A 26149-nucleotide genomic window follows, 5' to 3' on the forward strand; every position below is an offset into this window, starting at 1 on the left:
GCCCGCGGCCAACGAAGGAACGTTTCATGACTAGGCTGCCGCAGCGGTCCGTAGAGCCTGGCACCGCCTTTCAGGGAATTAACAACGAGCATCATGCACCTGTCATCGCCCCGGCCACACCTCAGGCCAGCAGCATCGGCATCGACAAGGTCCATGGAAACGGCAAGGGTCACACGTCAGTTGTCCAACAGCGCGAAGCGCAGGAGCGGTTGGCTGCCAGCACGATCGATAACGCGCTCGAACTCAAGTCAATCGATCCAATCTCGCGGATCAATCCCACCGATGCCAACGAGCACGCAGGTGAGATCGAAACAGGCTCGGAACTTACCTGGCTGAAGGGCCCCAATCTCGCGAATAGCCTGCTCTCCTTCGTCACGCCCCGCCTGCGGCATTCGCATGTTGTACGTCCAGAGCAACACGGCCTTCTCCTCGAGCGTCTGGCCGATGCGCTGTCAGCCGCGCCAGAGGGCTCGGCGGCAGGCGACGGGGCCGCGCTTCTGCGGCTGGAGCTGCGGCGGTTAATCCTGCTCCGGCAGAATCACAACAGCTTGATCCAAGGCTAGCAATGCCAGATCCGCTCGAAGTGCAGCATTTCACACCCACCCAGTCGTCGAATGTTTCCAAAACCGATCGGGTCGTTCCGATCTCTGGGGCCGAGCGCAATTTGCTCTGCGCGCTTTCCTATGTCCACCTTGCGTGTGGGCAGAGCGCACACAGTCTGACTCTCTTGCGGCTCGTCGTTCACGAACATTCTCAAGACGTCGAGCTGCTTCGCATCCTCGCCTATGCGCTCATCTTAGAGCGCCTCGGCGAGGAAGCGCTATCGGTATTGGACAGGCTGGACATGCTTGATGATCAGCCATCGTCGCGCCTGCCATTGCTGCTGCTGCGCAGCCATGCTCTGCGTCAGGCTGGCCGCATGGCCGAGGCGCAGGCCACCTTCAAGCGCTATGTTTCCTTGCGGGGCAGCCCGGCTCCGGTCAAACAATAAGGCTTTGCATGGCCAGGCACCTACGAAATCTCGTCGCCCGCGCACCGGCCCATCCGGATATCATGGTCGCACTGATGCTGCTTCTGGCGATCGGCATGATGATCATGCCGGTCCCGATCATCGTGATTGACATGCTTATCGGCTTCAACCTTGGCTTTGCCATATTGCTGCTGATGGTTGCCCTCTATCTCAGCACGCCGCTTGATTTTTCGTCGCTGCCAGGCGTCATTCTGATTTCGACGGTTTTTCGTCTGGCGCTGACCATCGCAACAACGCGCCTGATTCTTGCGGAGGGCGACGCCGGCAGCATCATCCACACCTTTGGCGACTTCGTCATTTCGGGGAATATCGCTGTCGGAATCGTCATATTCCTGATCGTGACCATGGTGCAGTTCATGGTCCTTGCCAAAGGCGCCGAGCGCGTCGCAGAGGTGTCAGCGCGCTTCACGCTCGATGCACTTCCCGGCAAGCAGATGGCGATAGATGCGGAGCTGCGCAACAACCATATCGATCAACATGAAGCACGTCGCCGGCGCGCGGCACTTGAGCAAGAAAGCCAACTTCATGGTGCAATGGATGGCGCCATGAAATTCGTGAAAGGCGACGCGATCGCCGGGCTGATCGTCATCTGCATCAATATGCTGGGCGGAATCAGCATCGGCCTGCTCTCCAAGGGCATGTCGCTCGATGCCGCGATGCATCACTATACGCTGCTGACAATAGGTGATGCGCTCATTTCACAGATTCCGGCACTGTTGTTGTCGATTACGGCCGCGACCATCGTCACACGGGTCAACGGGCCTTCCAAGCTCAAGCTTGGAGCCGATATTGTCAGCCAACTTACGGCGAGCACACAAGCGCTTCGGCTGGCGGCCTGCGTCTTGTTGTTAATGGGACTCGTTCCTGGCTTCCCTTTGTCCCCGTTCGTCATCTTGGCCGTGCTCTTCGCTGCCGCAAGCTATGTCAAGGTCGGCGCGAAAGGCGACAAGCCTGCCGCGAAGACAGGCGCAAATGTCACTGCTTCGGCACCGGCTCCAGCACAGGCACAGAAGCAAGCTACTTATGCGGAAGCACTTCCGATTGCGTTATTCCTTGCGCCGAACCTGACACATTCAATCGACAAAGACGAGTTGGAACGAAGCATCGCGCGCGTTTCAACGTCGGTATCGGCAGACCTTGGAATCACGGTTCCGCGTATCCCGGCCCAGATTGACCAGAACCTATCCAAGTCGCAGTTCAGGATAGATGTCGATAGCGTGCCGGTTGAACGGGATTTGATCGATCCGACGCAACTCGCACTCAACGATGATATTGCGAACATTGAACTAAGCGGCATCCCATTTCGGCAAGATCCGGAGACGGCTCGCGTATGGATCGAAGAACGCCATGCAGCTGCGCTCAAAGCCGCCGGGATCGGACACCACCGTCCGGTCGAAATTCTTGCTTTACGTCTCCATTCCACATTGACACGCTACGCGCAGCGCCTGGTAGGCATTCAAGAGACCCGTCAACTGCTTGCCCGAATGGAGCAGGAGTACGCCGATCTGGTGAAGGAAGTGCTTCGTACGGCGACCATTCCGCGGATCGCAGAGGTCCTGCGCCGCCTGCTCGATGAGGGGATACCCATTCGCAACACTCGGCTCCTCCTGGAGGCCCTTGCAGAATGGAGTGAACGCGAGCAGAACGCCGTCCTGCTCACTGAATATGTTCGTGCCGCGCTGAAGCGGCAGATCTGCTTTCGCTATGCCAATGCCCACCGCGTAGTGGCCGCCTTTATCATCGAGCGTGAGACTGAAGAGATAGTGCGCGGTTCGGTACGCGAAACCGCTGTCGGACCATATCTCGTTCTGGACGATTGGCAGAGCGAGAAGCTGCTTTCACAATTCCGTCAAATCCATTCGACCATCGCACAAAGCCAAAGCCAGCCCGTCATTCTCGGCTCGATGGATATCCGGCGCTTCGTACGCGGCTTTCTCACCCGCAACGGAATCGATCTGCCCGTTCTGTCTTATCAGGATCTCGCCTCGGATTTCACAGTCCAGCCGATTGGGTCCGTGAAACTTCCGGCTACCAAGGAAAGGGCTCCTTCCTCGGAGCGTGGCGGGCTGCTTCCCGCCGCAAGTTAACAGAGCACAGCAGCTCGTCGTGAGATAGCCTATGAATTCCTATGAGATAAGCCGCTGGCGACACACATGCTTCTTTCGCCCAGCCTTGTGTTCAGGCTCGCTCGCTATCGTTCTGCTCGCAGGCTGCGCTAACCCCGATAGGTCGGCCCTTTCATCGCGGCAAACGCCCTCGTCAGACCTAGCTGACGCCAAAGCGATCGATCCTGGCGTGCGCGAACGAATTCCATACAGCCTCGGTCGGGATGCGGATGAGCAAACTCTGCGCGATACGTTGAAGCAACAACCAAACAATGTCGATGCGGCGATCTCTCTTGCGCGGGTCCTGCTGGCCCGCAAATCGCCCGATCAAGCGCTTGAGGTTCTCGATAATGTCCTCTTGACGGCTCCCGGCGATCTGCGCACGCTGAACGCCAAGGGCGTTGTCCTCGATCAGAAGGGCCGCCATCAAGAGGCGCAAGGGCTATACCGCAACGCTCTCGAAAGAGAACCCTCAAATGCGATGTTGCGCAACAATCTCAAACTGTCGCTTGCGCTAGAAAGTAAGACGGAGACCGAGGATGCCGGGCCACAACCGCAGATGGATGGCGCCTTGGCCCGAGCAAGACGGCGCAGCGAACAATAGCGTGCAGAGCTTGACTCCTGAGTGGCCGGCTTGCCGATAACTAGGTTCCGCTTGAGCGGCCGCACTATACGCCGCCGCCAAACCTCAAGAGTGATAAGAGATGTGGTCGATAATTTTACGAATCGCCACGTGTAGTAACATTGCAATTTATCCGTCACTTACCTTGCATATGCTTACGACACCGCCACCTTGCACCGGCAGAGAGCAAATCAAGCCTGCAGTCCGACATTCGTGAGGGCTTTCGCGGTTTCGATAGAATAGACAACATCCTCCGTGAACCGCTGCTTGGCGCCTTTCATCCACCCCTGAAGAATGCCGATCTGGTCGGGCGCTGAAGACGTCGAGGAGACATCCTTGAAGAACTCCGTCAACTGTGTCGATTCGATTTGAATGCGCTCCTGCCAGTGCCAATAGGCCTCTGAGTACTTTTTCACAAACTCGTTTTGAGCTCCGATGGCTCGCTTCGTGAAGTCTTGAAATGCGCCGGCTGCAATGCCGATGTCATCGTTGATCCCAGTTTCTTTCGTCATCACCATCTCCTGTGTGGTTGTATATGGACGAGACGACGCCTGAGCAGAGCTCCCGCATGTCTGCCATGATCACTAATTGGCGCGTCTGCACACCAGCTTACGATTGTGAGGCCAATATTGTCGCTTCTCGACCGAGCAAGCGACGTGCCACAAACGATCGTGAAGGGTTGCCGTCCACGAACAGGAAAATCATGTGTTTGATACAGCGCTCCCGCAGCTCCGATCCGCGGCGTCGGACTCTGGACATGTAAGTATCACACCGGACAGGGCAGAGCGCGACATGAATAAAGGTAATGGCGTGGATCGGGGAGCATTGCCAACCGCTCCAATGCTCTGGGTCTGCTCAACTCGCATTCTCGCACAGCACGTTGCTTGGCGTATGTCCCATCGCTCGAAGCTCGGCAGCAGATAGTAGCGGCAAAGGTGTCGTGCAGTCCGAGCAACCGATCGATGATAGACTGACGATGCTATGCGTGTCGATCAGCGCGACGGAACCAGTCGGCTTCACGAAGGCGACGTTCGACCCAAGGAGCGGTAATCGCGCGTATTCCGCTTATTCTTGGCTTGCTTCTCACCGCGATAAACTTTCGCTGGCCATTGACCGGGACCTTGGATTGGGCCGAGAACAGTACGACCCGGAATTGCCCCACCAAAACTAAGAGGCGACGGGCGTTTCGTATGCAGCTAATATTTGCCGGGGTTCGGGAAGACAAAAACGTTCGCCCGAGCGCTCGCGGCTAGGGGACAGGGATGATCACGCCGGTTCGACGGGACTGGAATCCAAACGAATTGTTCAGCGCTCTTACACCTGCGATGTTCTGCGCCGAACCGTCAGCCATACGCGCACGTTGGGATAAATTGTGGCCTGACCTATACACGGAATATGACGCCCGGTATTTGAAACAAGAACTTGCCGCCAGACATCTCATCGCGACCGATGAAGCTGCGGCATTTCTCAGCGCCTGGGCAATTGATGAAGAGCGCCACACCAATGGCTTCATCCGCATCATTGAACTTGTCGCCAATGGATCCGAAAAGGATCTTCGCGAGAGATTGGGCGCTCGATCGCATGACTTTGGTCCGATCACCGAATACCTGAAGGACGAATTCTCCTTGTTGGTTATGATTGCGTTTGACGAAATGTGCACTTGCCGCGCCTACGCGGAAGAAAAGCCGTTTTACGACGCTCTTGGGAACAACACGTTTCATCATTGGTTGCGAGAGGTAATTGCCGACGAGGCGGTTCATTCGATGAACGCTGTTAATGTCATTCGCGCGCGCTATCGCGACCGCATTGGGCAAGTCGGCGCAATGCTCGATAGCCTAATCCGCGCGTGCGATAATCTACGCTATTCTGGCACCTTCGTCCTCGACTACTTCGGCACAGCGTATTCCAAGGAGCTTCTCGCCAACTCTCGCCTCGCGACCATGAGAAACATCGCCAAGCCACTCCCGGCGTAGAACGAGACAGTAACAAGCGAGAGGGATTTGATCCGGCGTTATATCGCGGCTCAATTCGCCTTTCCCTGTTGTCATTCTACGGTTTGCGCCAGATTGTCGTGCGCCTTCTTGCGCAATGTCGTGCTCACGACCTGCCGGCCGTTGACCTTTGACCAGAACACGCGCGCCGGATCGATTTTGCGTCCGGTTGGCACGCCGTGCGGCTGTGCCGCGCATCGGGCAATTGGCCCGACCTTTGCTCCTTGCCAAACCGTGTACAGCTTCCTGTTTTGTCGGTCTATCTGACCACAAACCATGGATCCCTATGGAGCGAGGGCAAGGCCATGAAGGACCAGAGTTCCGTCAGCGCCATGGGGGCGGGCATCGCTACCGGCGCTATCGATTTAGTGACACACACCTCCCCGACGGTCGAGCACAGGATGGCTGATAGCACCGATCGTAACCTATACTCTTCTGAGGAGGAGAGCATCTTTGCTGAGGATAAGACCAGATCGGATCGACCGGCTACCCTCACGCTTCCAAACGGCCTGCAAGCGGTAATGATTCCGAATCATCGCGCACCCGTTGTGACTCAGATGATCTGGTACAAGGTCGGCTCCGCCGATGAGCCGGCAGGCAAATCGGGGCTAGCGCATTTCCTTGAACACCTGATGTTCAAGGGCACAACCAAACATCCGGCGAGCGAATTCTCCCAGACCGTGCTGCGTGTCGGCGGCAAAGAGAACGCCTTCACGGGGAGGGACTATACCAGTTATTTCCAGCACGTGCCGCGCGAACAGCTCGGCAAAATGATGGAATTTGAGGCCGACCGCATGACCGGTCTTATTTTCAAGGACCGGGACCTATTGTCGGAGCGCGACGTGGTGCTGGAGGAATTTAGTATGCGCATCGCCAATAGGCCGGATGCGCGGCTTGTCGAGCAGATGATGGCGACGCTCTACCTCAACCATCCCTACGGCCACCCTGTGCTCGGCTGGCAGCAGGAGATCGAAAATCTCGACCGCGAGGACGCGCTCGCTTTCTACAAGCGTTTCTACGCGCCGAACAACGCCATCCTGATCATCGCGGGTGACGTCAAGGTCAGCGAGGTCCGACCGATGGTGGAGAGGAATTTTGGCGGCATCCCCCCGCAACCATCGATTCCTGCGGAACGCCTGCGACCGCAGGAGCCAACGCCGGCAGCGGCGCGCACCGTGACGTTGGCAGATCCCCGCGTCGAGCAGCCAGCCTTGCGCCGCCGCTATCTCGTACCCTCGGCTCGCACCGGGGCTGCCGGGGAGAGTCCAGCGCTGGAGGTGCTCGACAAATTGATGGGTAGTGGCATCAACTCATATCTCTATCGCGCGCTCGTAATCGACAAGCGGCTCGCGATCAGCGCCCGGACGCACTACCGCGCCACCGCGCTCGATCCCTCGCAGTTCGAGATTTCTGCCATGCCGAGGCCGGGCGTTAAGCTCGGGCAGCTCGACTGCGCCATTGACGAGATAGTTGCCAGTATTGCGCACAATTCTCCGCAGGCAGAGGATCTCGAGCGGGTCAAGACACAGCTGATCGCGCAAGCAATCTATGCCCACGACAACCTGGAAGAGCTCGCGACCTGGTATGGCGGCGGGCTGACAACCGGATTAAGCATCGACGACGTCCGAGGCTGGTCGGACCGCATCCGCGCCGTACGGGCGGAGCAGGTACTCGAGGCCTCGCGCAAATGGCTCGACAAGAAGCGCTCGGTGACCGGCTATCTCATCAAAGCGACGCCAAAGCACACGGAGAAACCATCATGACCTGTTCCTTTACACGGCGTGCCTTCCTCTTCCGCGGAGCTTCATTGTCAGTTGGGATGCTTGTTCCGCCAGATTCGCTCGCCGCCGCCACGACCGTTGCCGCGACCAAGATCCAGCGCTTGGTCTCGCCCTGTGGCGTAGAAGCCTGGTTCGTCAGGGACGCAACTGTCCCGTTTATTGCGATGGAATTCGCTTTCGACGGCGGCGCGACACAGGACCCTGCCGACAAAGCCGGCGTCGGCTACATGGTCGCTGACTTGCTCGATGAAGGCTCCGGCGATCTCGACTCCAAGAGCTTTCACGAGCGGCTCGACCGTCGCACCATTGAACTGCGTTTTGGATCGACCCGCGATCACTTCCGCGGTGCCTTACGCACGCTCGAGGAAAACGCGGATGAGGCCTTCGACCTTTTACGGATGGCACTAACCTTACCCCGTTTCGACGCGGCGGATGTCGAACGGATCCGTGCCAGCCTGCTTGCGAATCTTAGGAATGATTCAAACAATCCTTCATCGCTCGCCAATCGCAAGTTCCTCGAAGTCGCCTTTAGCGATCATCCCTATGCTCGGCCGGCCGGAGGCACGCTCGAGAGCGTCCCGAAGATTGGCGTCACCGATCTCAAGGGCTATGTCCGGCGCGTGATCGCAAAAGACACCCTCAAGATCGCTGTGGTCGGTGACATTCAGCCAGACGTCCTCTGCGGACTGCTCGACAAGGCCTTTGGCGGCCTGCCGGCCAAGGCGGACTCGGTGCCGATTCGCGACGTCGTCGCAGCAAAGCCGCCGCAGCGCGTCTTCATTCCGCTCGATGTGGCCCAGACGGCTGTGACTTTCGGTGGTCCCGGCGTCCGCCGCAGTAAGCCCGATTTCATGGCCGCCAATATCGTCAACCACATTCTCGGCGGCGGCGGTCTGTCGTCACGGCTGTTTCGCGAACTTCGCGAGAAGCGCGGGCTGGCCTATTCCGTCCATCAGCAGCTGGTCTGGATGAATCATTCCGCCGTGTTCGTGGGCAATAGCGGCACCCGTGCCAATCGTGCCGGCGAGACGCTCGAAGAGATTGAGAAGCAGGTCCGCCATATCGCCGACGAGGGGCCGACCCGGCAAGAACTCGACGATGCAAAATCTTACCTGAAGGGCTCGAAAATGCTGGCTCTCAATTCTTCATCAAAGCTAGCGCGAACGCTGCTGCAGCATCAGCTTGACAAGCGACCTATCGACTATATCGAAAACTACAATGCCATCGTCGATGCGGTGACGTTGGAAGACGCCAGGAGGGTCGCGCAGCGGCTGTGGGGCCAGGGTCTGCTCACCGTTATCGTCGGCCGCTCTCCACCGGTCGCGGCCGAGTCGGCACCTGTCCCATCGGCCACGAAGCCCCGTCACACGCCGAGTAACTAGGCACCACACCATCACCCGCTTTACCGAGGAAACCCAATTAACTCTCAGGCAACCCCAGCCGCCGCAGGCACGAGGCTCGCTCTCCATTTCCTCCCGTAGAGAACCGACAGTTGGTTGCGGCCGAGCAGAACAATTGCGCTCAAATTCTCGCGCTAGCGGCGTAATCACACATTAACCGCTTGCCGATCGTTGCTAATCTCTGACTGCTGGCCCGAGCGGCGATTCTTGGCCCTGGGGTCTTCGCAGAGCTTGAGTTTGCTCCTGTCGGCGGACTCCGAGGCAGAGAAGCAGGAGCTATGAAGTCGATGGTTCTTGTTCCGCTCGTTACCCCATTCGCTAGCGAATATCTCCTTTTAGCTGCCTTGCGCGTTACCGTGGCGAACTGACGTTATGTTCTGTGGTGTCACGCGGCCCGATCCTGAATACCTGTGGCGATGATCAGCAGCGGCCCATCGTGGCATTGGCAGACCACAATAAAAGGCTGCCTGGGATGGCCACCTGATCGGCCGCATTGTGGCGGGCCCATCTCGATCGATTGTATGCACAAGCGAATTATCACTTTCGACGTGTCGCGGGGCGAACGGGTTACTCTCCAAGCGACCAACCTCCATCTCGCTAGACGCAGGCACGCCGGGTAGTCGGTGACGCCCGTGCGCAAAGTGAGGATCCCTAATTGAGATGGTCATTAGGCTCGCCGATCAAGCAACTGCAGAAGGCCCTCGGACACCGATTCCCGCCGTCGAACAAGTCAACAGAGTCGAGGTTCCGGGCCGAGCTCTCACTTGGCACTCTGACATTCGAATGTGCAGCAAGGCTTTAAGCAGGCCGATGCTCGATACTTTTCTTGTTGTGCTCGCTCGCCACTTCGCCTGCTGGACAAGGCGGCCGTCGTGATTGTCGAGCTAGACGTTGACGATCGACTGGGTCGCCACGGCCGTGACCCAACGCGCGAAACGCGCCTTGAGCACCGGCGCGGCACCACCTCGGTCATGCTCGTACCAAGCCCAACTTTCCTGACGCTACGTGAGATTCGAGTTATTTCACGCTGATCAAAGATCAGCAGAAAATATGAATGATAGTGATCGCGAATGATCATCACCGCGTACGGCCGACTGCTCGACGAATTTGTCCTTCATCACCGCATAAACCTGACGTGAACTGCAATTACGAGTGATTAGCTACCTGCTACCGACTTCCGTCGTCGTTACAATCAAAGAGCTTTGATGACGCGACGTGGAAAACCTCATTGATTGTGCCGCTCCTGTATCGAAGATACTATTGCCCCTTCTTTCCGCCATGTTCGCACCCAAAGCAGAGACTCGCCGATTGCGCACTTCGCGCTCGGCAACAGCGAGTGTCTCAGGAGAATTCCATGGTGAAGCCGGTTGTAATTGTGGTGGGCGCAGACAAAGGAGGCGTCGGCAAGACGACCGTGTCACGAACGCTTTTGGACTACTTCAACGTCAATAACGTGCAAACACGTGCATTCGACACGGAGTCGCCGCGGGGAACGCTGAAGCGCTTCTATCCCGCGATCACCGAGATCGTCGATATGACGACGACGGCGGACCAGATGAAGATTTTCGATACCCTGAACTCAGGACTATCCGTCACCGTCATCGATGCTCGCGCGGGCTTACTATCCACAGCACTGGCCTCCTTGCGCGACATCGGCTTTTTGGATTCGGCGCGGTCTGGCCAGATAACTTTTGCCGTATTCCATATTCTGGGATCGTCCATCGCTTCGCTGGACGAAATCGCCGAGACCGCGACCTTCATGGCCGGCGCAAAGTATTATCTGGTCAAGAACTTCATCAACGACACTCAATTCTTCCAGTGGGACCAGTCGACCTATAGTTCATATTTTCACCGCATCAAGCATGCGACCGAGTTGACCATCCCGAAGCTCAACGAGATGGCCTATGAGCAGGTCGAGGTCGCTTCTGTCCCATTCGTGGATTTCGTCGCAAACAAGGGGCGGAACGATGAACCGGCGAATAATTCCTTTGTTCTGCGCGGCTATGTACGGCACTGGCTGGCAAATGTCTGGAGCGAGTTTGATCGCATCAGCTTGACGGAATTAGCCGGCGCCAAGTCAGCGACTCGGAGCGGCGAGAAGTAGTCGCATTATCGGCGAGCGACAGGTTGAGCCCAGGGACGAAGCGAGATTGATCTGCTGGCTATGTTAGCGACCCCCATCTACATCATCTGCTCCCCTAGCCCGCAGGTCGGCAAAACTCTCGTCGCTCGCCTCGTGAGCGAGTACTTGCTGCTGAAAAATGGCACGGCGCTCTCCTTCGATGTAAATCTGAAGGAACCCTCATTGCTCGATTATCTTCCCAACATCACGGAGACCGCAGATGTAATTGACACTTACGGTAAGATGCAACTGATGGACCCGCTGATCATCCACGATCGGGTAGCCAAGGTGATCGACCTCGGCTTCCATGCTTTCGACGAGTTCTTCAAGATGTGCGAGGAGATCGGCTTCATGAAGGAAACCGCACGCTGCTATGTCGCGCCTGTCATCCTATTCGTCGCGGGCGCTGATCGCCATTCCTTCCGTGGTTATGAAATGCTGCGGCGACAGATTCCACCGGCGGCGCTGGTCACCGTCCACAATGAATTCGTGCTGCGCGGAGGACTACCTGAAGCGATGGATTGTGAGCGAGTGCTCCGGATTTCTGCGCTGCCGTTGTTTCTAAAGAGATATGTCGATCGACTGAGTTTCTCCTTCACCGGCTATCTGCGCAACGAAAAGGACTGGACCACCGAACTGCATCAGTGGATCCGACAAAACTACACCATGTTTCGTGATTTGGAGGCGAGCGTGATACAGCGAGGGCCCTATCGATCTCGCGCAACGAATATCGAGAGCCTACGTGGCACAAGGGCGACTAAAGGACCGGCTCACTATCCGTTCCGCCATCAAAGTTGAATGAGTCGTGTGCGATATAGAATGCTCAGCTGCTCGGGCAATCGAGAGTAGTTTTTTCACTCACAAAGTGACCAAGACTTAAGGGAACTCATTTGCCCAATGGCTCTTCCACACTCGCTCGTCCTCGTTAGGACGATTGCCGCTGAGATTGCGCGCGGCTGGACGGATCGACGGCTCCCGCTCGAGGCGCTTCATAGCTCAAGGCCGAATCTTTCGAGGACCTGGTGCATAACAGGGCCTTTGATCTCGAGGGCGATCTCTTTGCGAATCTGGGCGCCAAGCACTCGCTCTGCATCGGCATCGCCCGTCAGAGCATTCTCGGCCAGCCGCCGATCCAAGCGGGTTTGGAATTCATCGCCCATCGCGTCGACGAGCCGCCTCTCCATTGCAGCATAGTCTTCGGGTGCGATGCGCCTCAACACGCTCTCCCATGGGTGCCAGCGCGTTGCTAGATAGTCCGGAAATTCCGCTGCCTCCTGATTGCGCACCGACGCCTCGGCCCTGGCAATATCGTCCTCGGTTACGTTAGAGACATTCAAGAAGCGCATGTCCGGAGCGATGTGCAACAGCTGCAGCGGGTCGCGCAGCTGGGTCTGGTAGGCAAGGTAGACCTCGATCTCGTCGACGTAGGCGTCAGGATCGGCACGACGAAGCGAGTTGACCGTCTCGCGTGCGATCCCGTCCAGCGCCTCCAGCCGAAACAGGACACGGCCCTGCTGGAGCAGCTCGGCCAACCGCCCGTCATAGACGCCGTCTTCAACGTCAGCGGTCAGCCGTGCGCTCTGCATGCCGTTCCAGGTCAAGGTAAGCCGATCTTCGCAGCGCTCGCTCGCTCCCGAGGCCAGCTGGAAAAACTGGTCACGCAAACGCGGCCTGACGGCTGCCTGCCGCAGATCCTCGACGACCGCCTGCCGGAACCCGTCGTTGCCATAGTTCACGGTACCCCGGAGCCTGTCGAGGAAGCGTGCGTAGTCCCGCGCACCCGGTTCTTGGGCGAAGCCCTGCCAGGTGGCCGTTATCGAGGGCTCGGCCTCGAGCCAGTCCGCCACAACCTCTTGCAGGGACCGCGGCTGGACTTCCGGCGCGCCTTCGGCGGTCGAGAAGAAGACCTGCGGGCCTGCATAGTCTGCTGCTTGTATCGCTGCCGCCAGGCCGGCCTGCGCCAAATCGGGGAGCGGATTATTCTCCAGATTAACGCTAGAATCACGACCTAGATGTGTCAGCAGGGTCTCGGGTACGCTGGTCAGCTGGTTGTTGCTGGCGTCGAGCCATAGCAGGTCGGGTACCGTTTCGGGCAGACTGGTTAGTTCGTTATGGCTAGCGCTGAGCCATTCGAGCCCGCCCGGAAGAGGCTCGGGCAAGGCCGTCAGCTGATTGTAGTCGACGTTCAAGCGCTGGAGCCGGGCTGGAAGGTCGGGCAGATTGGTCAAGCGGTTGCCGCTGGCGTCCAGCTCCTCAAGCGTCGCCGGAAGGCGATCAGGCAGACTGGTTAGCTGATTGCTATCGACCCTCAGGCGCCGCAAGCCGGTCGGTAGCTGTGCGGGCAGGTTGGTGAGCCCGTTACTGACGACATAGAGCCGCCGCAGGCCATTTGGAAGCTCGGGCAGGCCGGTCAGCCGGTTATTACTGGCATAGAGGCGCTGGAGACTGGCCGGAAGGTCCCCAGGAAGGCTGTTCAGCTGATTGTCGTCGACATTCAGGCGACGCAGCCCGGCCAGGGTCGGCACAGGCAAGCCGGTCAGGGACAGGGACGACAGATCTAGGGCCTCATTGACATCGCCTGTGTCCTGCCAAGCCCTCGCACGACTTACCGCTTCTCGACGGTCCTCGTGTTGCCCCTGCCCGTCTTCGGCAGCCCAGTTGGTCAAGATTTCGAGCTGCGAGCTGGACGCCTCGCCCGCGGACGCCAGCGCATCCGTCAGGGCTTCGCCCCACTGCGTTGCAGCCGGAGATGCCGGCTCGGAGGCTTCCGAATCGGAAGTTCCGGAAGGAGTGCCTGATCCAAGCTGCTCTGTATTCATCGCCGTCTCTCCGTATCCAAACCAAGCGCGTCCGCAGCCGCACCTTTAAGCCGTCAGACCTCACCAGGGTTGGCGCGCTGATCGGCTGATGACAAAGCTGGCGGTCATACCGCGCAATCACCGCCCACGGCTGGCGCGAACACCTGCCGGCCTGCAGGCGAGCAATTGCAGCTCACCGCAGCACAGCCAAAGCCTCGGTGCTAGATCGCTTGATGGATACCATCCAATTCTCTTGCCAGATCTGAGCACATCAAGCCGGACCAGCCAGCCAGTAAAGACGTTTATGCTACGAGACGTAGCTGTCGATAAGCTGACGGGTTCGGAGCGACGAACAATGGGCGGACGGCTGGCTATCAGCCTCTCTCGAAGCTTAGGTGTAGATAGCGGACCGACGAAAAAGCAGACGAGGATCAACCGAGTTTTTAGCTTGGCAAAATGCTCGCTGTTTACCGCGGCGCGGCGCTGATAGCCGGCGAGTTGCGGCTCTTTACTCCCGAAGCAACAAACCGCCCCCTGCTCATTCAGATGGCCACGTTGGGACCCTAGCTTGAAAGCCCGCAATCCTATGTAGCACCGCTCCCGCTTCACCGCGAGGCGGTACGCCCCGGCGCAATCGGCAAAGGCTGGCTGATATCCTCCTGGATAGCGAGTTCCCATCTATTCTGACATCGGCGCCAAGGATCAATCCTGCCAGATCGGTTCAAACTGCCGCAGGTTTCGGCCAGCAAAAGCGGACGACTCGGCCCTTGCGGGGGCGCTTTCTCAGTCGAACAACGCGCGCCCAGCTGCATCTGACACTGCTTCGATGGAAATTTCTTAACTTCGAGATCAATGCAGTAGATCCGCCCCGCGACCGATAAACTCGAGCACCGACTGCGCCTCGTTGATTTCGCTTGAAACGCGCTTCAATATCCGAACTGCCACCTCTTCCGTCGCGATCAGCCCCGCTCTCTCGCAGGCTAATCCGAAATGATGCATCACCTGTTCGTAGGAGGGAGCAACACGATTCTGCAACAAGCTGATCGCCAATGATGAGAGCATCTGCTCGACGACATCCTTCTCAGCCTGGATCAATAACTACGTCCTTCCGATTGTTTACTCAATTCTGTGCCTGTGCACGCCTCAGACCGCATCCTAAGAGGGTCGCTGCGTGGGATTTTCGTATTGTGACCTCGCCGCATCATACGCATGAACACCGCTAGGAAGAGATTTCTTTGGCCGATTGCCATGTTTGGTGGGACCACTTCTCTCCTGATCGGAGCTGAGTGGCTCCACTTTGTATGAGTTGCAGTTCCCCGATGATCTTCGCTATCGCCTCATGCCCTGCTTCGCCTTGCGGCCATCTATTGAAGCCATTCATCAGACTCTCCGATTCCGGTTTGGTAAAGTCAAAGAACCGGACACCGCGGCCTAGGACCTCATTGACGATCGCGATCGTGGCTTGGCGAGCGGCGCTCTCCTGCGGCCATCTGTTGAAACCGATCACCAGGCCCCTGAGATCCTGGGCAGTGAAGTCTGAGAGTCCCGTCCTGCGGCCGGCACGGCGAAGGACCTCGTCCGCGAGCACAACGGTCACTTGACCACACGGCACCTCCTCCGGCCAATTGCTGAAGCCGTTCACTAAGTTCGCGAGTCCCTGCTGTGAAAAATCGTAGAGCTGAGTGGCACGCCGCAGAACCTCACGAGCGAGTGCGACCGCTGCTCGGCGAAACGCCGGCTCTTCCGGCCACTTGCTAAAGCCATTCACCAGGTTCGCCAAGCCCTGTTGGGTGAGATCGGGGAGCTGGGCAGCACGCCAAAGTACCTCACCAGCGATCGCAATTGCAGCCTTACGACAGGTCGCATCTTCAGGCCATTTGCAAAACCCGTTCACCAAGTTTGCCAGTCCTTGTTGGCTATAGTGAGGAAGCTGGCTAGCACGGTGCAGAAGCTCACTTGCGATCGCGATTGTGGCTTGACGAGAGACTGCCTCATCCGGCCATTTGCTAAAGCCATTCACCAAATTTGCCAGATCCTGCTCGCTAAACTCATGAAACCGGGCGCCCCGACGAAGAACTTCGCCTGCGATCGCAATCGTGACTTGACCACACGCCAGCTCTTCCGGCCACTTGCTGAAACCGTTCACCAGGATGGCCAACCCCTGCTGAGGAAACTCGCAGAGCCTGCCGGAACGATGCAGAATTTCGAGTGCAAGCGTGGCTGCTGCCTGGCGCGAAGCCGCCTCATCCGGCCACTTGCTGAACCCGTTGACCAAACTCACCAATCCTTGCTGTGTAAAGTCGGAGAGCCGATGATGGCGGCCTGCGCGCCGAATGACATCGCCCGCAATTGCAACCGCCGCCTGGCGAAAGTCTGCTTCTTCCGGCCATTTGCTGAAGCCGTTTATCAGCGCCGCCAGGCTCAGATTGTTCAACTCTTGAAGCGGCCTGCTTTCCTCGCGACAAAACTTAGCTATTCTGATCGCCCCTTTGCGACATTCTACTCTGTTGGAATGTCGACCGAATGATGCGGCAAATATGGAAAGGGCTCTTATCCCGATTTTTCCGATCAGCGCATGGTCAAGCAGCGACACGCGAGAAGCTATTCCTTCGCAAACGTCCCGGCCGACCTGACCTCCGGCCTTTCGGCTCACCGCATTGCATGTCGTGGCATACCCCCACGATCTCCCGGCACGGATGCTTTCCTCGAAATTCGGCAGGAATCTAGATTGAAACTCAAGCGCAGCCTTTTGCAGAAAGACCGGATGATCAGTCTTGCGAAGCTGCTTGTCGCGCGCAACAACCACAGTTGAGAATTCAACGATGTCGCGAGCACAATCGATCTCGCTTAGCGCCGTCGTCAGATTGGCTTGAGTAGACATGGGATCTTCCGAGCTTTTACCGCGGCGCCTTGTCCAGCCACAAGCTCAATGCGACTAGTCACCGCTTATGGCTGAATGTTAACCGCCTACGCAGTTGAAGCACCTCGTGCGAGAGCTGGCCTGTTCACTCGGTGGGCCCTCCCCGCTCAGCGAGAAACGCGATTGAAGCAGTCGTCAGCGACATCCTGCTGCGCGCATCACTCCATCACCCCATGATATATCACGACTCCGGTTGTTGCAGCGCGATTGACAACGGCCAGCACAGCAGCACCCCCGCCGATGGACCCAAGGTCTTGCCCATGGCCCGCAAGCGACAATGTCGGCAATTAGGAAGCCATCCCTTTCCGATCATGTTGAACCATTCGACGCCCGCCCAGCCTGCCTTTGTCTTAGCGAGACTACAACCTGACGCAGCGTGGGGTTCAAGCCATTAAATGGGTATCGAGGCGTGGCGTTGCACAGCCGACTATCGCAGCGACTACCAATGGGGCGCCCATTCAGTTCGACACGGTTTCGAGTGACATTTACCCAGTGAGGTCCCACGCTCGCTCCTGCGCTCGTTCGATCGGGTCGCGCCCGGGATATCGCGGTAACGCTCGTTTTTATCTATAGAAGAAAACACTGCCGCCATGCCTTTCCAGGATGTTGGTGAGCGCGCGCACCTTACTCATGGACATGCCCATTGGCACAAATGTGATGGTCCGACGGCTAGCAACACGCCCATCGTCAGGGAAGCGGCGAGCGCAATGAAGCCGCAGCGTTTGACACCGCACACGCCGTGGGGGACAACATCGCTCCGTTTTCCAGTCGCGAGCTACTGCCCTGCGTTTGCACGTGACTGCGCGCCGATCGACCCTGTGAAGCGGAGGAATTCCTCAACCCAGATGATCGTAGCGTCGAAAACCCGCAGAAATCCGCAGCAAATTCCGGTCGCACGCCCGGCGTAAGGTGATATCGGTTGATAGCGGTCTTGAATACATCGAACCGCTCGCCACATCCGCCGAGCAATGGCGACGAACTCCATCGGCATGAATGCGGACGGAGGGACTACGCAGTGCTGAAACGTACGCGTTGCACTCCCAATGCCCAAGTGAACCTGCATTTGTGATGACTTCGATTGATGATAGATTAAGTGAGATCAGATGGGTGAGAAACGAGATCTGGCGCTGTCGTCGATTGCTTAAGACGGAACTGCCTCGCGAGGAGAGTGCTGCCGTTGAGAAGCGTCTGCTTGAACAGCTTGCCGCCTTTGAACGACTCTTGACGACCGCGTTTCCTCTGGTCTTGAGCCCTTCGACCAACTCAACCAAAAGCAGTCCCAAGCGAATCCACTGAAACGCTCGTTGAGAACGCCGCAACGGCACCAACCGGTTCCTTCCGGACCTCGATCGGAGGCTAATGCGAGCATTCTGGTGCTTAAGAGTCCTGCCGCTCCGGTGCCTCACTCTCGATGCAGGATCGGAACGTTGTTGACGCCTCGTCTTTTCGACCCACCGTTTCTCTCCGCCGCGGTTGGCATCACGCGGCGACATTCGACGCGCAAGCCTTTGAAATTGTCCCTAAGACAAAACATTGCCGCGTCCATATCGCCACGCCCTGTAAAACGGTCACAGAATCGCATCACGTCTGGTCTGCAAGACGTCAAGATCTCTTCCAATCTTCGTTCTCGCGCGCTAGCGTATCCCGTGAACCACGTGGCTGCGATCGCAACAAGGGCTGTGACATGGCGAGGCGCACGGTAAGCCCAACCGGTTCGTCGCTTTTGGCTCAACTGAACTCTCTTAACTTGCATAACCTTCACTATTGTTCTTTGCCTCGCAAGTATCGTTTGTTTAGGAAAGCAGGTCGCCGCATCGCCAGGAGCGGCCGACGTCATTTGCGGTACTTCCGAATCATCTGCATCGCGCGTCAGGTCTTGTTGCCAAGATCAACGTGCAACGCAGGCTAGCCACATTTACAGCGGGCGCAGCCCACTTTAGGCGTTGTGTCTAGCCTTGCGACATTCGCGACGTCAGCTCCTAACATGACATTTCTACGAAGGCGACCGATCCTGCTCGGCACTGCCTACAACCTGACGCTACGGTCGATTCAAGCACTTTGATCGTCGAACAGGTGCCAATATGATCCAAGATAGGCATATCCATATCTTGACGGGAGCTCGCAAGGAGAGTTCTCGACAATTGCACGCTTCACCGGGCGCAGCGCATACGAAACGTCACCCAGCGCCGGCTGATAATTGCTCGGCTACGCTGGAGCGCAACGCATAGTTGAAGGCTTCGCAAGGCCACATGATTCCGTCGCGTCAATGCTGCGACGAATTGCGTGGATCCTCGTTTTTGTTCGGCGTCCTACCTAATTGCAAGCCTGCACCCCAAAATCGCGAAACCGACAGCCTTATGGTTTCGCCCAAAGGTTCAGATCGCAGGCCGGAATACACTTCGTCAAGGTGGCGATCGTCGCGTGTGGGACGGTCAGTTGATTCCAAAGGTTCGAGCCGACTGCTGCCATTCCTGCAATTGTTCAAGACCAAATCAACGGACCACCCCTGAACTCCATTGGCACGGCGGTTGCTACTACGCAGCGACAGCGGATCAGACTTGGATGAGTACACCCCAATAGATGTCGCTCGTCTTTGATCGCTGGGAGTCATTTCGATGATAGGCAGGCTAGCTGCAACATCGCACTCTGTTCGCGGCTTCACGAACTACGACAAGGGCAAGCCAAGATGAGGAAATCAGCGGCACGAACGCTTTACATCGCAGCCAAGTTATGTGTTCTGGCCTCTGGGATCCTGGCTTCGTCAACAGCAGGCGCCGATGATGATTTGATGAGTGCGGCGAGACAGATTTTCAAGCCGATCCCCTTTATCGTGCCTGCGGTCAAGGACAACCCTATTACCCACGAAAAGGTTACACTCGGCAGGATCCTATTCTTCGATCCGAGGCTATCGGCGAGCGGGGTCATTAGCTGCAATACATGTCACAACCTTGGGACCGGCGGAGCAGATGCTGGCCCGAGGTCGGTTGGTCATCGCTGGCAGCTAGGTTCACGTCGAGCGCCAACGGTCTATAACGCAGTCTTCAATGTGGCACAGTTCTGGGACGGGCGCGCGGCTGACCTCAAGGCGCAGGCCGCAGGCCCCATCCAGGCCAGTGCGGAAATGAATGCGACGCCCGCTCGCCTTCTCAATACGTTGAATTCAATGACCGATTATATCGTCATGTTCAGCAAGGCGTTTCCTAACGACGCGACGCCCATTACCTTTGACAATTTCGCCAAGGCCATCGAGGCTTTCGAGGCTACCTTGATCACGCCCGCCGCTCCCTTCGATCAATACCTCGAGGGCGATGCGTATGCTCTCAGTGCTCAGCAGAAAGCAGGATTAAAGCTGTTCATAGAAAAGGGATGCTCATCTTGCCACAATGGTATCAACGTCGGCGGCCAGGACTACTTCCCGTTCGGCGTGACCGAACGGCCAACCGCAAGCCTGCTGCCGAGGGACGACAAGGGCCGTTTCGCCGTCACAAAGTTACCCAGCGACGAGTATGTTTTCCGCTCCGCGCCGTTGCGCAATGTCGCATTGCGTCCTCCCTACTTCCATTCGGGCCAAGTTTGGAGCCTCAAGCAAGCTGTTGGGGTGATGAGTGAGATACAACTCGGCGCGACGCTCAACGATGGAGAAAAAGACGACATCGTCGCGTTTCTAAATTCACTTACCGGGCAGCTGCCTAAGATCGATTATCCGATATTACCCGCGCGCACGGACACAACGCCAAAGCCCTCTATAGACAAATAGGCTATCGCCTTACAGAGCCAGGCTCGTCCAACTTGCCAAGGGAAGATGGTGCGGGCACGCTCCCGCTTCTCGACTCTCATTTGGAGCGACGACGGGGCGCGACGTCGCGGGCTTCGCAGCCGACCGCCGCGCGCGCAGCGTTCGCGCCCTGATTTGGCGCCAACTGATGAGGCCGTTGTCGGCATCAGCAGCTGCGTGCGCCGAACAGGATGGAGGTACGCATGACAGCATGTACGAGAGACCTCGTCGTAGATGGCAACGAGCATTTCTCAATTTCGAGAACGCGATCGTGGAGCGCCACGCACCGGGGCCTGGATCCCGATGGATCGTCAACCATCATGGCCTGATCTGCTCTTCGGCAGTTCCATTGAGCCCGTGTTCCAGTTTGGCTGGTGGTTGCTCGATAATGTTCCGGACCAAGAACTCCAGGAGCTTGAGCTGTGCATAACAGCCGGGTGTTCCGTGATCTGCTCCTGGCACATACAGCATGTCGAAGTAATTTCCCGCCCTGATAAGCCGATCGGAAAGCTGGAACGTGGCGGAAGGATCGACGTTGCGGTCCATTTCGCCGACTATGAGAAGCAATCTACCTTGCAGTTTGGCGGCATTGTCGATGGCGGAGGATCGCGAATATTCGATGCCGACCGGCCACCCCATCCACTGTTCGTTCCACCACTTTTTGTCCAGCCGGTTATCGTAGCAGCCACTGTTCGCGACCGCGACCTTATAGAAATCGGGATGGAAAAGTAACGCGCTCACCGCGTTTTGCCCACCGGCGGAAGTGCCAAAAATGCCGACGTTGGATATATTATACCAGGAATACTTCGCACTCGCCGCCTTGTGCCATAGGATCCGGTCCGCAAAGTCGGCGTCCTTCAAATTTTTCCAGGCAATGTCGTGAACGCGCGCGAGCGATGGTTGGTACCCATTCCATCAATCTGAACAACGATAAAGCCGAGTTGCGTGAGCGGCTCGATTGAAGCTGAGAAGGACTTGGGAACGAAGGAACCGGTGGGGCCCGCATAGATGTGCTCCACCACTGGAGATCTCTTGCGCTGATCGAAATTGGTCGGCAAGTGAATGACGCCCCATATGTCCGTCTCGCCGTCGCGTCCCTTGGCGTGGAAGCTGAGCGGCGGCTGCCAGCCAGCGGCAATGAGCTCGGACATCTCCGCGCTCTCAACCTGCATCAGTACGGCATTATCACTGGCACGGTACAGAATCATGCGGGGCGGAACGCCGATGCGTGACCACAGGTCGACATAGTAGCGACTGCTAGGCGAGAACTCGCTGTGATGATCGGCTGGCTCAGGCGTTGGAGCAATGCCAAGGCATCACCCGGTTTTGGATACGCCATGGTCAAATGTCTGGGTTGACGCTGGCGCGCCGGCGACGTTTCGAGGTAATGGACTTCCCGTTGGTGGGCTGGACGGATCCTGTAGACGGCCAGGTGAGTTGAGGCTGGAGACCATCTTGCTGTCGAGAGAGCATAATAGTCACTCTCAGCTTCGTCGCAGGTCAACTGGATGTCCTGCAAACCGTCTTGGCTGCGCACGAAGAGATTGTAGTTTCGAATGTAGGCCAGCCATGTGCCATCAGGTGATGCGCTTGTCTTGTTTGGATCGTTCTCTGCCGGTGGCGTGTCGTCGTAGGGACTTTGCTGTTTGGCGCCCGAGTGCATTGAAGTTCCGGCGCAGGCATAGCTTGCAAGCTCGCATCTCCAATGCGTACCTTCGAGGTTGCTCATTCTGCTACCCTTGTCGCTCAGCTCGAAATGGTCGAAGGGAAGATTCTCGGGCTGATAGTTCTTGTGGCTCGCTCTGTTCAGCGCAGCCGCGAGGCCGGCTTGATCAAAAGCCAGCCCCTTTGCGCCTTTGTCGGCATCAACCAGGATAAACTGGTGCTTGCCATGGGGCGTGCGCCGATAGACGAACGCCTCGCGCTCGCCGAGCCAAAACGGCACGTCGGGGACATTGACGGTAAGCCGGCCATATCGGTCTGCGGTCGTCAGTGCTCGCTCGTAATCCGACCGCGCGAGGGGCGCATTTACGACATCCTCCGCCGTGTGCGCCTGCGCCTGCGCGGCAGCGCACTCCTGCTGAGCCAACATCGCAAGAATTAAGCAAAACGTTTTCACCTCTTCTCTTAGCGCGCCGGCACCGACCGAGGTCACTCGCGATTGATATGCAGTTCCCCGGTGCAGCTGGCATTCTTGCACTTTAAGCGACATGACACTTGCGCACAGCCTCGGGGCTGAATCGCACGGTGCTCCGACGAACATTTGGCCGGGCGACTCGCCGGCAGCCGCAAGTGCCTCCGACAATCCCCACACAGCACGTAATCATACGAACGCTGCAGCGCCGACATTGTCGCATTACTTCCGCGCCGCTTTGGTGAGCAGAATCTATGCCAACTGATGTGTATGTTCTTGCAGTTTGCTCTGCACACAGGATCGGCGGGGCGATAGTAATGGCTTCTTGGCTTCTCCTATGCGCCCGCATCAGGACGCGAGAGCGGTCCGGGCAGCGAACGCAAGCGATTGTTCGCAGGCGGAACCACCTGCGTGATGACATCAGGAGATCATTCGTGAGTTCGCGCGTGAGGCGTCGCCCTCAGAGTTGCAAGGGCGATCGCGCTAGGGGTGGACGAGGGCTAGATCGTGATGCCCATGAGCTCAGGGTAAGGCGGATTTTCGAAATGTCGTGTCCAAGAGATCACTAAACTTCTAGCCAAATGATCAAATGCGGTCGATGAGCGCCCCTTTTGTTGGCGCAGATCAGACGGACGACAAATTGTAGCGACGCCTCCAACACCGTTCCCGACGCAAGAGCCAACGGCATCATCCTCAGTATCTATCTCGTCCGTCCTGCGTGGCTGGTTGGCGACGCGCACGTCTGGAACCCAACGACACGATGCGGCCATTCCAGACGCTGGGTGGGACATATAGGAGTTTCACCTGAGCCACGCGGGCCGTGCGCCATTCTTTCGAACCGGCACGCAGATTGCTGGGTGAGGAGCAAGGATCTGCCGCGACGAAAGCAGTCGTGGCGGTCCATCTTCGGGGTCCCAATGAGGTTTATCCGGTTGATCCTATTCGATCTGGCTTTGATGCTGCTTGCGCCTGACGTTGCGGAAGCCATGAATGTGGGCACCAGCGCACTCTTCACATTGGTCACCAAAGCTGTGGCGCCTTTCAAGCCGATTGCCCGCCCCGAGGCGGCATCAAGCTCTGGCGACAGCCGACACATCTACAGCCAAACGACGCAAGCCTTGCCAGTTCAGCCAGCGGATAACCGGCGTCCAGCCAAGCTGGCTGAGGATTCCGCAACATTGGATTCCCGCCTTGCGTGTGTGATTGGTATGCGCGCCCGGCAGCGTTCGATTGCCACGATCCTCAATGGCACGGAGACGCTCAAGATGCAGGCTGTCGTAACACCGTCGATCTGCAATGCCGCCCGCGCCTTTTGGCCTCCTCGGGGCGGAGACGCCGCGCTAGAGCCAAGCAGAATGGATTGTCGGCGGCATGGTGATCATCGCCTTTGCGGCCATTCTCCTCGTGACTTGATGGCGAGATACAGCATAGGCGCGGGCAGGTGAGAGAAGCAAGACCGGGCTATATCGAAGTCGCCTTCAATGGTGCTCCCGCAAGCATCCCGCTGGATGCGCAATTCATCGTACCGGCGAAAGGTGTCACGGCAATTTTTGGTCCTCCGGGGTGCGGCAAGACCACGCTCGCGCGTTGCATCGCCGGCATCCAGCATCTACCCAGTGGATTTTGTGGCGTCGACGGTGAAATTTGGCAGAACGAGACGACGTTTCGGCCGCCTCATCTGCGTCCTGTCGCATATGTATTTCAGCGACCCATTCTTTTTTCTCATTTGTCTGTCAAGCGCACCCTTCTGTACAACGCATCGAAATCGAGGGCGACACTGATCGACTTTGATGGTGTGGTTAAGTTGCTCGACTTGGCGTCACTGCTTGACTGTTCTCCGTCACATCTTTCTGGCGCCGAGCGACAGCGACTTGCCCTAGGCAGTGCGCTACTGGCCCAACCGCGGCTACTTTTGCTGGACGACCCGCTCATTGTGCTCGACCGTCCCGCCAAGCGGGAGATTTTACCATTTATCGAGCGCGTGCGTGAAGAACTCACGTTGCCGATGATCTATATTAGTCATGACATGGCTGACATCGAGCGCTTTGCCGATTATCTCGTCATGATGAAAGATGGCATGGTGACTGCGGCCGGACCGCTGCAAGTCGTTCAGAGTGATCCAGCGCTTGCCGCGCGTGGCGAAGCGGCAGTTTGCGTTGACACCGTGGTCGGCGGCTACGACGGGCGCTATGGACTCATCATGGTCCGCCTCAGAGGCGCGCGTCTGCTAATACCTGGGCCGCCGCTCAGACCTGGGGCGCAGCTAAGGCTGCGCATCGCAGCCGCCGATGTCAGTATCGTGCGCGAGGCTCCGCGCGCAAGCTCCTTCTTGAATGTCTTTCCGGCACGCATCAAAGCCTCTCTTCCGTTCGACGAATCGGAGATCACGTTGGTTCTAGCGCTCGAAACCGGCCGTTCGGGCGTGCCGCTTTTGGCCCGCATCACACGCCGCTCCTTTGATGCGCTAGGGCTCAGCAACGGAATGGACGTATTCGCCGAGGTCGCGCGAGCCTTGCCCGTCTCAACCCCCGAGCGGTTGCGCATAACGCCTGCGACACCACTCGGAGATGCTCTACAGCGGAGCGCCGACATCCGAAACGACCAGGAATCGGATCACGGCCATGATCGACAATTTTGACAACATCGATCCGACAGCTGTGGCGGCGATTCTCTACCATCCAGAGGACGACGCCGATAAGCTGCTTGCCGATTTCGTCCAGGATCTCGCGCGGCATGACGTACGCGTCGGCGGCATCGTCCAGCGACACTTTAGAAATGCAAACGGCACGCACGTTATGCTCGCTGTCGACGTTGCGACAGGGCGAGAGATCTCGATTTCCCAGCTACTCGGCAGCGGGGCAGCATCCTGTAAGCTCGATACAAACGGACTAGCTGAGGCCGCCGTTGTCGTTTCCCAAGCGCTTCGGGACAAAGTCGATCTCCTCGTGATCAGCAAATTCGCCAAACAAGAAGCGGTTGGCCGCGGCCTGCGCGCTGAATTTGTTGACGCGATCACTCAAGGTGTGCCGCTCCTGACGGCTGTTCCAAGAAAATGTCTTGCCGACTGGAGAGCTTTTTCGGGTGATGTTGGCTCGCTGCTACTTTGCGATCGTCAAGTCGTAGAGGAATGGTGGCGCGACGTCGCCACGCGCCCGGCGCGACGCCGCGCCTTCAGCCCTAGCTGGAGCTATTTGGGGACTATGATACCGGACAGCTTGATGACGGCTGCGAGAATATCGCCAAGGTCGGCTCAGAAATCGTCGGTTACGCTCCTGCGCGGCCTACGAAAACAACCTTAGCTTCGCAGCCGTTTCACACCTTGAGATATCCGGATGCTCTGCCGCGAGCGCCGAGTATCCATTCTCGGTCGGCAAGTGGCGTTTTCGACCAGCGGTTCAATCGCTGGTCGAGGAACTTGGCTGCGACTTTTTAACTGCGGTACCCCACTCGTGACTTCCGCGGCGCTCACCG

Annotated in this window: 17 protein-coding genes and 1 pseudogene; 13 read left to right on the forward strand and 5 right to left on the reverse strand. The window is 57.7% G+C overall.

Features of this window, described 5'->3' with window-relative positions; genetic code table 11:
• The first annotated feature begins 26 nt into the window (after nt 1–26).
• From AC1VNY_RS17205 to AC1VNY_RS17220, 4 genes are all read left to right on the forward strand, one after another.
• Nucleotides 27–563 (forward strand): hypothetical protein, encoded by a 537-nt coding sequence (locus AC1VNY_RS17205; protein ID WP_482406055.1) that lies wholly within the window; start codon nt 27–29, stop codon nt 561–563.
• Nucleotides 564–565: 2 nt separating this feature from the next.
• The gene (locus AC1VNY_RS17210) at nt 566–991 is read left to right on the forward strand and encodes a histidine kinase (protein WP_482406056.1); all 426 of its coding nucleotides are present in this window, start codon (nt 566–568) and stop codon (nt 989–991) included.
• 8 nt (nt 992–999) lie between these two features.
• Nucleotides 1000–3117, forward strand: a complete 2118-nt coding sequence (gene sctV / locus AC1VNY_RS17215) for a type III secretion system export apparatus subunit SctV (protein WP_482406057.1) — start codon at nt 1000–1002, stop codon at nt 3115–3117.
• A gap of 208 nt (nt 3118–3325) precedes the next feature.
• Entirely contained in the window at nt 3326–3739 is a 414-nt protein-coding gene (locus AC1VNY_RS17220) for a tetratricopeptide repeat protein (RefSeq protein ID WP_482406058.1), read from the forward strand.
• 209 nt (nt 3740–3948) lie between these two features.
• On the opposite strand, the gene AC1VNY_RS17225 is transcribed toward AC1VNY_RS17220, so the two are convergent.
• The gene (locus tag AC1VNY_RS17225) at nt 3949–4269 is read right to left on the reverse strand and encodes a hypothetical protein (protein ID WP_482406059.1); all 321 of its coding nucleotides are present in this window, start codon (nt 4267–4269) and stop codon (nt 3949–3951) included.
• A 750-nt stretch (nt 4270–5019) separates the two neighbouring features.
• Here AC1VNY_RS17225 and AC1VNY_RS17230 point away from each other — a divergent pair.
• From AC1VNY_RS17230 to AC1VNY_RS17250, 5 genes are all read left to right on the forward strand, one after another.
• Nucleotides 5020–5730: a hypothetical protein gene (locus AC1VNY_RS17230; protein ID WP_482406060.1), complete on the forward strand. Its 711-nt coding sequence runs from the start codon at nt 5020–5022 to the stop codon at nt 5728–5730.
• 419 nt (nt 5731–6149) lie between these two features.
• The gene (locus AC1VNY_RS17235; RefSeq protein ID WP_482406103.1) at nt 6150–7511 is read left to right on the forward strand and encodes a M16 family metallopeptidase; all 1362 of its coding nucleotides are present in this window, start codon (nt 6150–6152) and stop codon (nt 7509–7511) included.
• Nucleotides 7508–8911: a M16 family metallopeptidase gene (locus AC1VNY_RS17240; protein ID WP_482406061.1), complete on the forward strand. Its 1404-nt coding sequence runs from the start codon at nt 7508–7510 to the stop codon at nt 8909–8911. The genes AC1VNY_RS17235 and AC1VNY_RS17240 overlap by 4 nt, the downstream gene beginning before the upstream one ends.
• A gap of 1372 nt (nt 8912–10283) precedes the next feature.
• On the forward strand, nt 10284–11033 hold the full coding sequence (locus AC1VNY_RS17245; RefSeq protein ID WP_482406062.1) for a P-loop NTPase family protein: 750 nt from the start codon (nt 10284–10286) through the stop codon (nt 11031–11033).
• Between the two features lie 60 nt (nt 11034–11093).
• Complete coding sequence (locus tag AC1VNY_RS17250) at nt 11094–11849, forward strand: hypothetical protein (RefSeq protein WP_482406063.1); 756 nt, start codon at nt 11094–11096, stop codon at nt 11847–11849.
• A 191-nt stretch (nt 11850–12040) separates the two neighbouring features.
• On the opposite strand, the gene AC1VNY_RS17255 is transcribed toward AC1VNY_RS17250, so the two are convergent.
• The 3 genes from AC1VNY_RS17255 to AC1VNY_RS17265 all read right to left on the reverse strand — a co-directional run bounded on the left by AC1VNY_RS17255 (nt 12041) and on the right by AC1VNY_RS17265 (nt 16730).
• Nucleotides 12041–13870, reverse strand: a complete 1830-nt coding sequence (locus AC1VNY_RS17255) for an NEL-type E3 ubiquitin ligase domain-containing protein (RefSeq protein WP_482406064.1) — start codon at nt 13868–13870, stop codon at nt 12041–12043.
• Nucleotides 13871–14698: 828 nt separating this feature from the next.
• Nucleotides 14699–14944, reverse strand: a complete 246-nt coding sequence (locus tag AC1VNY_RS17260; protein WP_233475201.1) for a hypothetical protein — start codon at nt 14942–14944, stop codon at nt 14699–14701.
• Nucleotides 14945–15068: 124 nt separating this feature from the next.
• Entirely contained in the window at nt 15069–16730 is a 1662-nt protein-coding gene (locus tag AC1VNY_RS17265; protein WP_482406065.1) for a hypothetical protein, read from the reverse strand.
• Between the two features lie 2725 nt (nt 16731–19455).
• Between AC1VNY_RS17265 and AC1VNY_RS17270 the strand changes: the two genes are divergently transcribed.
• Nucleotides 19456–20526, forward strand: coding sequence for a cytochrome-c peroxidase (locus AC1VNY_RS17270; RefSeq protein WP_482406066.1), 1071 nt, complete (start codon nt 19456–19458; stop codon nt 20524–20526).
• 329 nt (nt 20527–20855) lie between these two features.
• Here AC1VNY_RS17270 and AC1VNY_RS17275 read toward each other — a convergent pair.
• Nucleotides 20856–22636 (reverse strand): annotated as a pseudogene (locus AC1VNY_RS17275) (S9 family peptidase).
• A gap of 974 nt (nt 22637–23610) precedes the next feature.
• Here AC1VNY_RS17275 and AC1VNY_RS17280 point away from each other — a divergent pair.
• The 3 genes from AC1VNY_RS17280 to AC1VNY_RS17290 are packed head-to-tail and all read left to right on the forward strand — an operon-like array spanning nt 23611 to nt 25977.
• Nucleotides 23611–24123, forward strand: coding sequence for a hypothetical protein (locus AC1VNY_RS17280; RefSeq protein WP_482406067.1), 513 nt, complete (start codon nt 23611–23613; stop codon nt 24121–24123).
• Nucleotides 24120–25316, forward strand: coding sequence for a molybdenum ABC transporter ATP-binding protein (modC, locus tag AC1VNY_RS17285; RefSeq protein WP_482406068.1), 1197 nt, complete (start codon nt 24120–24122; stop codon nt 25314–25316). The genes AC1VNY_RS17280 and modC overlap by 4 nt, the downstream gene beginning before the upstream one ends.
• Nucleotides 25300–25977 carry a DUF2478 domain-containing protein gene (locus AC1VNY_RS17290; RefSeq protein ID WP_482406069.1) on the forward strand — a complete coding sequence of 226 codons (678 nt, stop codon included), beginning with the start codon at nt 25300–25302 and terminating at the stop codon, nt 25975–25977. Before modC ends, AC1VNY_RS17290 begins: the two co-directional genes overlap by 17 nt.
• The last annotated feature ends 172 nt before the right edge of the window (nt 25978–26149 follow it).

Source organism: Bradyrhizobium ferriligni (assembly GCF_056837965.1).

What these genes read in the sequence shown, in the direction of transcription:
- AC1VNY_RS17205 (WP_482406055.1), top strand. Translation starts at nt 27, where the DNA reads ATGACTAGGCTGCCGCAGCGGTCCGTAGAGCCTGGCACCGCCTTTCAG.
- AC1VNY_RS17210 (WP_482406056.1), top strand. Translation starts at nt 566, where the DNA reads ATGCCAGATCCGCTCGAAGTGCAGCATTTCACACCCACCCAGTCGTCG.
- sctV (WP_482406057.1), top strand. Translation starts at nt 1,000, where the DNA reads ATGGCCAGGCACCTACGAAATCTCGTCGCCCGCGCACCGGCCCATCCG.
- AC1VNY_RS17225 (WP_482406059.1), bottom strand. Translation starts at nt 4,269, where the DNA reads ATGACGAAAGAAACTGGGATCAACGATGACATCGGCATTGCAGCCGGC.
- AC1VNY_RS17230 (WP_482406060.1), top strand. Translation starts at nt 5,020, where the DNA reads ATGATCACGCCGGTTCGACGGGACTGGAATCCAAACGAATTGTTCAGC.
- AC1VNY_RS17235 (WP_482406103.1), top strand. Translation starts at nt 6,150, where the DNA reads ATGGCTGATAGCACCGATCGTAACCTATACTCTTCTGAGGAGGAGAGC.
- AC1VNY_RS17240 (WP_482406061.1), top strand. Translation starts at nt 7,508, where the DNA reads ATGACCTGTTCCTTTACACGGCGTGCCTTCCTCTTCCGCGGAGCTTCA.
- AC1VNY_RS17245 (WP_482406062.1), top strand. Translation starts at nt 10,284, where the DNA reads ATGGTGAAGCCGGTTGTAATTGTGGTGGGCGCAGACAAAGGAGGCGTC.
- AC1VNY_RS17250 (WP_482406063.1), top strand. Translation starts at nt 11,094, where the DNA reads ATGTTAGCGACCCCCATCTACATCATCTGCTCCCCTAGCCCGCAGGTC.
- AC1VNY_RS17255 (WP_482406064.1), bottom strand. Translation starts at nt 13,870, where the DNA reads ATGAATACAGAGCAGCTTGGATCAGGCACTCCTTCCGGAACTTCCGAT.
- AC1VNY_RS17265 (WP_482406065.1), bottom strand. Translation starts at nt 16,730, where the DNA reads ATGTCTACTCAAGCCAATCTGACGACGGCGCTAAGCGAGATCGATTGT.
- AC1VNY_RS17270 (WP_482406066.1), top strand. Translation starts at nt 19,456, where the DNA reads ATGAGGAAATCAGCGGCACGAACGCTTTACATCGCAGCCAAGTTATGT.
- AC1VNY_RS17290 (WP_482406069.1), top strand. Translation starts at nt 25,300, where the DNA reads ATGATCGACAATTTTGACAACATCGATCCGACAGCTGTGGCGGCGATT.